Source organism: Tolumonas osonensis (genome assembly GCF_014202415.1).
Classification (GTDB): Bacteria; Pseudomonadota; Gammaproteobacteria; order Enterobacterales; family Aeromonadaceae; genus Tolumonas; species Tolumonas osonensis.
The window spans coordinates 38,956-51,521 of the sequence record NZ_JACHGR010000005.1; the positions used below are offsets into that span (position 1 = coordinate 38,956).

10 protein-coding genes are annotated in these 12,566 nt (G+C 48.7%); 7 read left to right on the top strand and 3 right to left on the bottom strand.

Going from position 1 to position 12,566, the window contains the following annotated elements; translation table 11 throughout:
* Positions 1–2: 2 nt before the first annotated feature.
* The 6 genes from ubiG to HNR75_RS07915 all read left to right on the top strand — a co-directional run bounded on the left by ubiG (position 3) and on the right by HNR75_RS07915 (position 5,839).
* Complete coding sequence (gene ubiG, locus HNR75_RS07890; RefSeq protein ID WP_188026440.1) at positions 3–701, top strand: bifunctional 2-polyprenyl-6-hydroxyphenol methylase/3-demethylubiquinol 3-O-methyltransferase UbiG; 699 nt, start codon at positions 3–5, stop codon at positions 699–701.
* Positions 698–1,366 carry an HAD-IA family hydrolase gene (locus HNR75_RS07895; RefSeq protein ID WP_188026441.1) on the top strand — a complete coding sequence of 223 codons (669 nt, stop codon included), beginning with the start codon at positions 698–700 and terminating at the stop codon, positions 1,364–1,366. Before ubiG ends, HNR75_RS07895 begins: the two co-directional genes overlap by 4 nt.
* A 189-nt stretch (positions 1,367–1,555) precedes the next feature.
* Positions 1,556–3,835, top strand: a complete 2,280-nt coding sequence (gene nrdA, locus HNR75_RS07900; protein ID WP_188026442.1) for a class 1a ribonucleoside-diphosphate reductase subunit alpha — start codon at positions 1,556–1,558, stop codon at positions 3,833–3,835.
* Between the two features lie 56 nt (positions 3,836–3,891).
* Entirely contained in the window at positions 3,892–5,025 is a 1,134-nt protein-coding gene (nrdB, locus tag HNR75_RS07905; protein WP_188026443.1) for a class Ia ribonucleoside-diphosphate reductase subunit beta, read from the top strand.
* Positions 5,022–5,312 carry a 2Fe-2S iron-sulfur cluster-binding protein gene (locus HNR75_RS07910; protein ID WP_188026444.1) on the top strand — a complete coding sequence of 97 codons (291 nt, stop codon included), beginning with the start codon at positions 5,022–5,024 and terminating at the stop codon, positions 5,310–5,312. Before nrdB ends, HNR75_RS07910 begins: the two co-directional genes overlap by 4 nt.
* A 56-nt stretch (positions 5,313–5,368) precedes the next feature.
* Positions 5,369–5,839, top strand: a complete 471-nt coding sequence (locus HNR75_RS07915; RefSeq protein WP_223157828.1) for a phosphate-starvation-inducible PsiE family protein — start codon at positions 5,369–5,371, stop codon at positions 5,837–5,839.
* Between the two features lie 82 nt (positions 5,840–5,921).
* Here HNR75_RS07915 and HNR75_RS07920 read toward each other — a convergent pair whose 3' ends face one another.
* From HNR75_RS07920 to HNR75_RS07930, 3 genes are all read right to left on the bottom strand, one after another.
* Complete coding sequence (locus HNR75_RS07920; RefSeq protein ID WP_188026446.1) at positions 5,922–6,455, bottom strand: hypothetical protein; 534 nt, start codon at positions 6,453–6,455, stop codon at positions 5,922–5,924.
* 165 nt (positions 6,456–6,620) lie between these two features.
* The gene (locus HNR75_RS07925; RefSeq protein ID WP_188026447.1) at positions 6,621–9,242 is read right to left on the bottom strand and encodes a beta-glucosidase family protein; all 2,622 of its coding nucleotides are present in this window, start codon (positions 9,240–9,242) and stop codon (positions 6,621–6,623) included.
* A gap of 173 nt (positions 9,243–9,415) precedes the next feature.
* Positions 9,416–10,096, bottom strand: coding sequence for a tRNA-uridine aminocarboxypropyltransferase (locus HNR75_RS07930; protein WP_188026448.1), 681 nt, complete (start codon positions 10,094–10,096; stop codon positions 9,416–9,418).
* Positions 10,097–10,549: 453 nt separating this feature from the next.
* Here HNR75_RS07930 and HNR75_RS07935 point away from each other — a divergent pair, with 453 nt between their 5' ends.
* Positions 10,550–12,541, top strand: coding sequence for an AAA family ATPase (locus tag HNR75_RS07935; RefSeq protein WP_188026449.1), 1,992 nt, complete (start codon positions 10,550–10,552; stop codon positions 12,539–12,541).
* Positions 12,542–12,566 lie beyond the last annotated feature (25 nt).

Genomic DNA, 12,566 nt, shown 5'->3' on the forward strand with positions numbered 1-12,566 from the left:
CAATGAACGTTGATTCGCAGGAAATCGCAAAATTTGAGGCCATGGCCAGCAGCTGGTGGGATCCGCATGGTGAATTTAAACCACTGCATCTGATGAACCCGCTGCGTCTGGAGTGGATATCCGATCATTGTGAGGGATTATTCGGCAAACAGGTGCTGGATGTGGGCTGTGGCGGCGGCATTCTGAGTGAAAGCATGGCCAGACAGGGCGCCAATGTACTGGGTATTGATATGGGGAATGAACCGTTACAGGTAGCCCGCCTGCATGCGCTGGAACAGGGCATCAAGCTTGATTATCAGCGTATTCCGGTGGAAGAGCTGGCCGAACAGCGTCCGGCTTCCTTTGATGTAGTCACCTGTATGGAAATGCTGGAGCATGTGCCGGATCCGGCATCGATTGTCCGCGCCTGCGCCAAATTGGCCAAACCCGGAGGAAAACTGTTTTTCTCCACGATCAATAAAACAAAAGAATCCTGGTTGCTGATGATTCTGGCGGCAGAACAGATCCTGAAAATTGTGCCGAAAGGTACGCATGATCATAAGAAGTTTATCCGCCCAGCCACGTTGATCCGCAGCTGTGATGCCGCCAATTTATTAACCAAGAAGGTCGCGGGTGTGCGTTATAATCCGTTGACTGAGCGTTTTAAACTCTCTGATGACGTTTCGGTCAATTATCAGATTTATTGTGAAAAACCATTATGATCCATTCTCGTTTTTCTGCCGTATTGTTTGACCTTGATGGCACTTTGCTGGATACCGCACCTGATCTGGGAGCGGCAGCAAACCATGTATTGCAACGCATCGGCAAAGCCGCCCTGTCAGATAGAGTAATCAGACAAACCGCTTCTGATGGCGCATTGGCGTTGATTAAGGCTGGTTTGTCTGAAGCGGAACAGACTGAGCATGATCTGACCGAATTACGCCAGCAATTACTGGATTATTATGCTCAACATCTTTATGTCGGTACCCGCCCCTACACAGGCATGACCGAGCTGATTCACTGGTTGAATCAACGTCTGATCCCGTGGGGTGTCGTGACAAACAAACCGGCTTTTCTGACCGAGCCACTGCTGGCGCAGGTCACCGAATTGCCCGGTTGTGCCGCCATAGTGAGCGCGGATACATTACCAGTCAGAAAACCCCATCCGGAGCCATTGTGGCATGCCTGTGCCCAGATGAAGGTGACCGCAAGCGAGTGTCTGTATGTTGGCGACCATATTCGCGACATTGAAGCTGGCCGTAATGCCGGGATGAAAACAGCGATTGCCGGCTGGGGCTATATTGCCGAAACGGAGGTACTGTCAGAATGGCGTGCAGATGTCACCATGGCTGATCCGTACAGTCTGTTGCAGTGGTTATCCTGCTGAAAATCCGGTTTATTTTCTGACAAACAGCGCGTTCCTGGCGCTGTTTATTTCTCTCCTTCCTGTGATTTACTGCTAAATTTTTCATCAGGCGATTTTTGTCAAGCTATCACTTTTAATCTTTATGTTGTATTTTATATACATCATAGACACTACATATTGTGTTTTTCCTAAACAACAACGGGAGTCACCATGACAGCTAGCCTGATGGTCACGAAACGGGATAATCATACCGAAGCACTGGATCTGGATAAAATTCACCGCGTTGTCACCTGGGCCGCCGAAGGCCTGCAAGGTGTATCAGTTTCTCAGGTTGAACTGAGCGCACATATCCAGTTTTATGACGGCATTCGTACCTCTGATATTCATGAAACGCTGATCAAATCAGCAGCCGACCTGATTTCTGAACAGGCACCGGATTATCAGTATCTGGCAGCACGTCTGGCGATGTTCCATCTGCGTAAAAAAGCGTATGGCGGCTTCACACCACCGTCACTGTATGAGCAGGTAAAAACCCAAGTCGAAGCCGGCCGTTATGATCAGCAATTGCTGACCGATTACTCCAAAGAAGAGTTCGATCTGCTGGACAGTTATCTCGTGCATGATCGTGATATGCACTTCGCCTATGCGGCTGTCAAACAGCTGGAAGGCAAATACCTGCTGCAAAACCGCGTGACCGGTGAAATTTATGAGAGCCCGCAGTTCCTGTATATGCTGGTGGCGGCTTGTCTGTTTGCAAATTATCCGCGCACAACACGTCTGGATTACATCCATCGTTTCTATGATGCGGTATCTACCTTCAAGATTTCACTGCCAACGCCGATCATGTCCGGTGTGCGTACCCCTACCCGTCAGTTCAGTTCCTGTGTTCTGATCGAGTGTGGCGACAGTCTGGATTCAATCAACGCAACCGCCTCTTCCATCGTGCGTTATGTGTCTCAGCGTGCCGGCATCGGTATCAACGCCGGCCAGATCCGGGCACTGGGCAGCGAGATCCGTGGTGGCGAAGCGTTCCACACCGGTTGTATCCCGTTCTATAAATATTTCCAGACTGCCGTGAAATGTTGCTCGCAGGGCGGTGTTCGCGGCGGCGCGGCGACTGTGTTCTACCCAATGTGGCATCTGGAAGTGGAATCACTGCTGGTACTGAAAAATAACCGTGGTGTGGAAGAAAACCGTGTCCGCCACATGGATTACGGCGTACAGATCAACAAGCTGATGTATCAGCGCCTGATTCAGGGCGGTAACATCACACTGTTCTCACCTTCGGATGTTCCTGGCTTATACGATGCCTTCTTTGCCGATCAGGCCGAATTTGAGCGTCTGTATCTGCAATACGAGCAGGACCCTGCGATCCGTAAACGTCAGCTGAAAGCGGTCGAACTGTTCTCGCTGCTGATGCAGGAACGCGCCAGCACCGGCCGCATCTATATCCAGAACGTGGATCACTGCAATACGCACAGCCCGTTTGATCCAGCGGTAGCACCGGTTCGCCAGAGCAACCTGTGTCTGGAAATTGCGCTGCCGACCAAAGCACTGGATCATTATCTGGATGAAAACGGCGAGATCGCGCTGTGTACTCTCTCTGCCTTCAACCTGGGTGCGATTGAATCACTGGATGAGCTGGAGCCGCTGGCGGAACTGGCTGTCCGTGCGCTAGATGCGCTGCTGGATTATCAGGATTACCCGATCCCGGCCGCAAAAAATGGTGCAATGTGGCGTCGTCCGCTGGGTATTGGTGTCATCAACTATGCCTATTATCTGGCGAAAAACGGTGTACGTTATTCCGACGGTTCAGCGCTGGGTCTGACCCACCGCACCTTCGAGGCGATCCAGTATTACCTGCTGAAAGCCTCGGTAAAACTGGCTCAGGAATATGGTGCCTGCCCTCGTTTCAATGAAACAACCTACGCTGAAGGTATGCTGCCGATCGATACTTACAAGCGCGATCTGGACGATCTGTGTCAGGAACCACTGCACCTGGATTGGGAAAGTCTGCGCGAAGAAATCAAACGTTATGGCCTGCGTAACTCGACCCTGACTGCACTGATGCCGTCTGAAACATCCAGCCAGATCGCCAATGCGACCAACGGTATTGAGCCGCCGCGGGGCCTGATCAGCGTCAAGGCATCGAAAGACGGTATTCTGCGCCAGGTGGTGCCGGATTACACCGAGCTGAAAGACAAGTATGAATTGTTGTGGAATCAGCCTAATAACGACGGCTATCTGCAACTGGTTGGCATCATGCAGAAATTTGTCGATCAATCGATTTCTGCCAATACCAGCTACGATCCAAGCCGCTTTGAAGGGCATAAGGTGCCGATGAAGCAGTTGCTGAAAGATCTGTTAACTGCTTACAAGTATGGCCTGAAGACATTGTATTACCATAACACCCGTGATGGTGCTGACGATGCACAACTCAGCCAGGCCGCTCAGGCCGATGATTGCGCTGGTGGCGCATGTAAGATTTAAACAGGAACAGCCTCTCTGCGGAGAGGCTTTTATCCTTGCTAGCAGGAACAACCAAGATGGCGTACAGCACTTTCTCTAAACAACCAAACGATGCCCGCAAAGAACCGATGTTCTTTGGTCAGACCGTCAACGTGGCACGTTATGACCAGCAAAAATATGAAGTTTTCGAGCGTCTTATCGAGAAGCAACTCTCTTTCTTCTGGCGCCCGGAAGAGGTCGATGTCTCACAGGATCGTATCGACTATCAGGTTCTGCCACCGCACGAGCAGCATATTTTTATCTCTAACCTGAAATACCAGACACTGCTGGATTCTATTCAGGGACGCAGTCCGAACGTGGCATTGCTGCCGCTGATTTCAATTCCGGAGCTGGAAACCTGGATTGAGACCTGGGCTTTCTCGGAAACCATCCATTCCCGCTCTTACACGCATATCATCCGTAATATTGTGAACGATCCGGCGGTTGTTTTTGATGATATCGTGGTGAATGAGCAGATCATCAAACGTGCGGAAGATATTGCCGGTTATTACGACGAACTGATCGAACTGACACAATACTGGCAGTTGCTGGGTGAAGGTACGCATCAGGTGAATGGTAAAACCGTCGTTGTTTCACTGCGTGAACTGAAAAAGAAACTCTATCTGTGTCTGATGAGTGTCAATGCGCTGGAAGCCATCCGTTTCTATGTCAGTTTCGCCTGTTCTTTCGCGTTTGCCGAGCGTGAACTGATGGAAGGAAACGCCAAGATCATCAAGATGATCGCCCGCGATGAAGCGCTGCACCTGACCGGCACACAGCATATGCTGAACATACTGCGCGACGGCCATGATGATCCGGAAATGGCAGAAATTGCCCGCGAACTGCAGGATGAATGTTTTAATCTGTTCAAAAAAGCGGCCGAGCAGGAAAAAGAATGGGCGGCTTATCTCTTTAAAGACGGCTCTATGCTGGGTCTGAACAAGGATATTCTTTGCCAGTACGTGGAATTTATTACCAACGTGCGCATGCAGGCAGTCGGTTTACCGCTGGCATTTGATGCTGATCGTCAGAATCCGCTGCCGTGGATCAATACCTGGCTGAATTCCGATAACGTTCAGGTCGCACCGCAGGAGGTTGAAATCAGCTCTTATCTGGTTGGCCAGATTGATGCTGAAATCAGCACGGATGATCTCGATGGATTTGAACTGTGAGTTCAGTGAAAATTACCATTAATAATCAGACAGTTCACGGTAATACCCGTGAGCTGTTACTGGATCAGCTGGAACAGGCTGGTTTTCATCCGGAATACCAGTGTCGCAGCGGATTATGCGGTGCCTGCCGCTGCCGTCTGCAGCAAGGCGAAGTCGCTCAGCTTGATGCCCTGGCCTTGACCGGTAAAAATGAAATTCTGATCTGCCGCACCATCCCCAAATCCGATGTGGAGCTAGTTTTTCCCTATCAGCTCAGATGCAATGAAGATGCTGAGGATATGTTATAGATTTTGCTCTATAATCAAACAATCTGGGGGTAATCACAACGGTGGATATGACTGCCATGCCAACAGAAAAACGTTCCGCAAATGAGCATGAACCTGGACACGATCTTCCTTTAGAGCATGAAGATCCCACGATCAGATTTTTACATCGGATAATAAGATATGCCGTAAAAATACTCGCCGTCCTTATGGTACTTGTGATCGTATGGGGGATAGGAGATGTTATTTATGTTTTATATCAGCGGCTTACTCAACCACCATTCCTGCTGCTGCAAATAAATGACATACTTGCAACATTTGGTGCGTTTCTGGCTGTTCTGATAGCAATAGAAATATTTATTAATATCAGCATGTATCTCAGCACCAATGTCATTCCTGTACGACTTGTTATCGCAACAGCGCTTATGGCTATTGCACGAAAAGTTATCATCTTTGATTTCGAGAGAATAACCCCACCATTGGTGTATGGAACGGCCGCTGTTGTTCTGGCTCTTGGAATAACATATTGGTTAATCACAAAAAGAAACTGAAAGCATATCTGTGAAACCACCATATCAGCCCGTATTCCATTAAATCAGGGCACCACAAATAATGCTGGTGCCCCGGCACCAATTATTTTTTATCTCCGATAGGCACCATGATGTGGGCATAAGGCGTGTCTTTCCACATAACATAAGGGCCACCGTTATGGGGATCCGTTGGTAAAGAATTTAAATGATCCTTATCCGGAGTGATAATCATCAGATGCGGTCCTTCTTTTACCCACTGATTATCTGCGGTTTCACCTTTGGCATACGGGTCTATATTACTAGCCCCCTCATCACCTGCCAGCATGTATGAAATACCGATGGTTTTAGCTTCAAATGGTTTTTTGTTCATCCATGCATCAGCCCATTCCATCCAGGCTGCATCCATACACATTGGCGCAGTGCCCTGTAACTGAGCAGGCGTTGGAAAACACGTATACGTACCCGTTCCCTTCTGGAGTACGTTGTGATTCCAGTCCATGACGGTGACTTTATCGCGCAAAGAAGGAGGCGCAGCGCTGAGCGCATCTTTCAGAAGTTGTTCATTATCTGCGGCGTTGACACTAAAAACAGACATTAATATCAGCCAGGCTGACATGGAGTTTGCGATAACTTTCATAGCAATATCCTTTGATTGATTTCATCAAGAAGAAGATGCATTTAAAAGTATAGTTCTAGAAATGATTTTCATTCCTATTTGTGGGGTTTATTTTTCAGTGGTCAGGTTAGTCTGTAAATTTAGTTTCGTGAGCAGACAGGTTACCCCGTCTGCCCTCAATGATGATTACAGATTTAACTCAATTTCAGTCTGTAATTTATTGTTATCGCATGCGGATGAATCACAGATCAGCACAGTTCGTTTACCCTGTAATACTTTCCAGCCATGTGTCGTCACATCCCAGTAAGAAAATGCCCGTTTATCCAGCTGGAGACTGACTGTTTTACTCTCACCTTTAGCCAGTGTGACCTTTTCAAATCCGGCCAGTGATTTGGCAGCCATTGGAATCGGAGCATCCGCGGCAGCACCAAGATAGACCTGAGAAACATCAGTACCGTCACGATCACCGGTATTGGAGACAGTAAAGCTGACCTGATAACCATCGGTGATTGGTTTCACTTCCGGGGCACTATATTTAAACCGGGTATAAGAAAGACCGTGACCAAACGCGAATAGTGGTTTGATTGCTTTCGTGTCATACCAGCGGTAGCCAACCAGAAGACCTTCGCTGTAATTCACGCGACCTTTCACGCCCGGAAATTGTTCAGCCGTCTGCAGCGGCGTATCCTTTTCCGTCACAGGGAACGTAACCGGCAATTTACCGGACGGATTTACCTTACCAGTAAGGATATCTGCCGTAGCCATCGCGCCTTCCTGACCGGAATACCACATTTGCAGTACAGCCGCAGCCTTCTGAGCCCATGGCATGGTCACCGGATCACCGGTATTTAATACCACGACAGTATTCTGATTCGCCTTCGTAATCGCAGAAAGCAATTCATCCTGTCCATCCGGCAATGCCAGTGAAGGACGATCCTGCCCTTCTGTTCCTTCATTAAAGGCAAAGACAAGAACTTTGCCTTTATGCTGTTTTGCCGCCGCTACCGCTTTCTGCAATTCGGCCTTACGTTGTGACGGTGTAACCCACGCCATCCGGATTTCCAGCGGATCATCCGGGCTGGTAATGCCATTGGAAAGCATATTGGCTTCACCCGCCGACCCCGTAACTGTCAGAGGCAATTGTTCCCCTTTTTTCAGCAGGATCCGGAAAGACGCGATATCCATTCCTTCCCGTGACGGCAGTAAGCGATTGGTGGTGGCGAAGAATCCGTTACTGTTCAGTTGCGGCTCACCTTTGGCATCACCGTTGCCCAGTTTCAGGGTAGCGGCACCGCCCCGGATATGGAGTTTGATATCATATTCCCCGGTTTCCGGTGCTGTCAGCATCCCCTGCCATGTCACCTTGCTATACGCAGGCAGCGCATTTTTCTCACCGGCCAGATCAATGTTGGCAACAGTAATCGTGCTGTTTTTAAGCTTGCGGGTTAAACCGCTCTGACCATCTGCTGTTTTTAAAGCAGACATTGGAATTGCGGTACCATCCAGATCAATACCCAGAATTGCCGTCTGTGCTTTACCCGCCACATCATTCAACGCCTGTAAAGGAGAAATACTCTTTTTCGCTTTAACATGCGAACTGCCACCACCGCCGATGACCGGCACCTGAGCTGTCGACCCGATAATCAGCAAATCATTCAGATCTTCTGCGGATAACGGTAGAACTGACTGCCGGTTCTTAAGTAAGACAGCGCCTTCCCGGGCAGTTTTTAAGGCAATCGCCGCATGTTCGGCAGCCACATCATCCATCTTCGCCCGGGCAGGTAATTTACCATCCAGCATATGGAACCGTTCCATCTGTGTCAGAATACGGCCAACGGCCTGATCAATATCGGAAACAGGAATATCCCCTTTTGTCACAGCCTGTTTTAACGGTTCACCGAAGAAGAAGCCGGATGGCATCTCCATATCCAGACCCGCCTTGATTGGCGTCGGATCGGGCGCTTTCCCTTCAAATAAGGTGGCATACCAGTCGGTCATGACAAACCCTTTGTAGCCCCACTGACCGCGCAAAATATCCGTTAGTAACATTTCGTTCGCACAGCTGTAATCGTTACCTTTGCCATCTATAGCCAAACGGTTGTAAGAACACATGAACGAAGCGACATCTGCTTTCACTGCCTGTTCAAACGCCGGCAGATAAATTTCCTGCAGCGTGCGTTCATCAACCACGGAAACGCCTGTACCTCGGTCGGTTTCCTGATTATTAGCGGCGAAGTGCTTCACCGTTGCCATCAGGCCTTTGTCCTGAATACCTTTGATTTCAGATGCCACCAGCTTTCCGGCAAGCAAAGGATCTTCACCCAGAGTTTCAAAATTACGCCCGGCCTGAGGTGTTCTGACAATATTCACCATCGGGGATAACAGAATGTCCTGATCCAATGCCCTGGCTTCAACACCAATTACGTTGCCATATTGCTCCGCTAAAGCCGGATCAAAACTGGCCGCCAGTGCCACCGGTGACGGCATCGCGGTCGCCAGATGCATTGGGTGTCGCGCCCCCGCCGGGCCATCGGTTAAACGTAAAGCAGGAATACCTAATCGCTTCACACCCGGAATAAAGCCAACAGCCGCTTTATTTTCCGGATCATGCTGATTCGCCATATCAAAGCCTTGCACAGTACCGTGCAGGAAGCTGATTTTTTCATCCAGCGTCATCTGGGCAATCAGTGAAGTAATTTTATCGGATACAGGATTTGTCTGGGCGACAACAGACTGACTGGTCAGTGTGATTAATGCGGTGACAGCTGCGGCAATGGCACTCTGTCTGAATGTGTTCTGTTTTTTCATTTTTGTGGAAACCCCGGTTAAATAACTGCTTTAGAATATTCATTCTATAATCACAGCTATTGAAACCGGTTTCATGGTTTAGCGCAAAGATTTATAACCGCATGAATCTCCTTTTATCTCGATTTGTTAACTCGTTCACAACTTACGCCTCATCACAAACCTGACTTGAAAGATTAGGCTTCTTTTTTGTGGTGGGGTTTCATCATCAGATAACGTTCCCGGAAAAGCGTGAACCACTGCTGTAATGTCGTAGCTGCTGCAAGATCCCCTTGCTGCTGCAATAAACAACCAGCAACTTCCGCCGTACACAAGTGATGATCATGCGCAGCAACACGCAGCCGGTATGCCGACAGGGTTTCCGGCTGAACAGAAATCACCGGAAATTTATCCAGATACGGACTTTTGCGAAACATCTTGCGTGCCTCGCTCCAGGTTCCATCCAGCAGAATATAGAGTGGGCGCTTGGATAGAGTCTCTGTTGATCTCAGCGTCGCCCTCTCTTCTCCTTCTCTGACATAACTATCAGGAAAAACGACAACCGGAGAGAAATCCGGATTATTCAGCAACGCCAGCAAGGCCTCGTCCGGATTTGTCCGTGACCATAAAAAGGCAGATGTATTTTCCGGAAATACGTCAGCAATCAAACGACCGGTATTGGAAGGTTTCATGGGTTCGGTGTCATACATCAGCAGACAGAAATCAGCTTCCGGAATAGCCGATGGCTTCAGATGACAGGCGCAATGAATTTCAGGTAACCCGCAACCTTCACAGCGAATGATGGAACCACCTCTGGCCTGAAATGGCCGGGTAGACATAGCGATACGTTGCCTTCTGAGACGTTGGAATGCATTCATTTGAAAAAACCGGAAAAAATAAAAGGGGTAACCTTTCGGTTACCCCAAAAAACGAGGCACTGACAATATCAGCAAAAAGAAAGCCCTTTCAACTGGTTTTAGTGGGGGTGAATCACCGGCAACCACTTGGGGGCAACAACACACAACAACAAAGGAAACATGACGACAAAGCGGAAGCTAAGTCAATGGGTGTATTTTTGATCCTGATAGAACAAATGTCCAGCACATTTTGTAATTTTTTTACGTACAAAAAATAAATCCCGGTTAACTAATAGGCACAACCCTGTCATTTATTGCGTTAGATCATTTTTTACCAGTAATTTATATTGTTTTAATTTCATTTATGTAACCAAATTACATAAATGAGTCTATTCCATTGCTAACAGAAGAGATGGGTTTGACGCCAAGGTCAGGTATAATCATCTATGTCTATTGCAAAGGAATTAAATCTAAGTGACAGAACTAGCTGCAGAAGCCCTTCTCCCCGACTTTTCAGATTTGTCGTGCGAAAAATTATCCTCTGTTCAACCGATTAGTTTTGCAGAAACGCAGGGACGCGCGGCCTCCGCCATTCAGCGTCTCAATGCTGCCAGTCAGAGTTGCCCTGCCTTGCTGCTGAACGGTTATCCCGGCATTAACTACGAAAAGGTTATCATCGATCTGATCGATGATTGCCCGGTACCCTATAACCGTAGTTTTGACCTTTGCTATACCGAGAATCTGGAAAATCCGTTCCGCCCAATCTGGCTGAAACTGAAAGCCGGTACGGGTCCGGAATTCTGTGAAATGCTGGACGACCTGTTCAAGTTATTACGTCTGCATTTAGATGCGGAAGAGGTCGTCAATAAAATCCTGCGCAAACAGGATAATGATGAAAAACTGGCAGAATACCTCACCGAATTGTCGGCGCATGTCGCCCAGGATGGCGTATTCACGCATCCGGTACTGATGAACCTGATGATCCACCAGCTGCAGGATCAACCGCCCGTCATCTATGCCCGCGATTTAACCTGGCGTTCATTATTCGGTGCCATCAATTATGTCACCGAGCAAGGCAGTGTTTACAGTAACCATCATCTGCTGGAACCAGGCCTGTTACGTGAAGCCAACGGTGGCTATCTGATCATGCCAGTCGATGAACTGCTGATGAAACCCCATCTCTGGTTCAAACTGCATAATGCGCTGACAACCGGCTATCTGGACTGGTCCGCACAAGAAGATACGCCGCCACAGACCCCATTCTTTCAACCGGAAGCGACGCCGCTTGATATCAAGCTGATTCTGGTTGGCGATCGGATTTCTATTGCCGAATTCAATCTGCTGGATAATACCTTTGCCGAGAAAGTCTTTTTGCGGACCGATCTCATCACCGAATTCCCGTACGATGAAGAATCCCGGAATCTGTTTATCGGCTTGCTGAGCCATATCCGCCAGACATGGAACATGCTGGATTTCGATCATTCAGCCATTAAAGAATTGATGCGCTTTTCCTGCCGGTTGTGTGAGCATCAGCGTATTCTGTCATTTGCCGAAAATCAGCTGACCGCGTTGATGCAACTGGCGCACAGTATTGCCCAGGAACAAGGTGCAGAGCTGATTTCCGTGTTGCATATCAAGGCTGCATTAGCAGAACAGGAATACCGGCTGAACCATATTGTGGATATGTCCGATCAAGGCATTGTGGATGAACAAATCCTGCTGCAAACCGAAGGTGAAGTCGTTGGTCAAATCAACGGACTTTCCGTCATTCAGATCATGGGACATCCTTATGACTTCGGAGAACCCGTTCGTCTGACCGCTACGGTGCATATGGGTGACGGCGATGTCTCCGATATTGAACGTAAGGCCGAACTGGCCGGACACATCCATGCCAAGGCCATGATGATTATTCACGGCTATCTCTCCACATTATTTGGTGCCGAAAACCCCTCGCCGCTGTCTGCCAATCTGGTTTTTGAGCAATCATACAGCGAGATAGATGGTGACAGCGCGGCCCTGACCGGACTGTGTGCCCTGCTTTCTGCGCTGGCGAAACAACCGATTTATCAGCATCTGGCCGTAACAGGCGCCGTTGATCAGTTCGGCAATGTTCAGCCTGTCGGCGGACTGAACGAGAAAATTGAAGGCTTCTTCCGGGTTTGTTCTATTCAGGGTCTGAATGGCAAACAGGGCGTTGTGATCCCGGAATCGAACCGTTTGCAGTTAATTCTGTCCGACGAAGTGATCGAGGCGGTTGAAAACGGCCAATTCCATATTTATCCCGTCAGTCACGTAGAAGAAGCAGTCGAATTATTGATGGGCTGTCCGGCAGGTTCAATCGATGACGATCAGACTCTTTTCGGGCGAATCCGGCAGCGACTGGACGATTTAAACGGCTCTACAGGCAGAAATGGGCTATTCAGCACACTTTTCCGCAGATTACACTCACTGGTTGGACTTGCTTAGTCGTCGCATGTTGGGTAGATTCTCC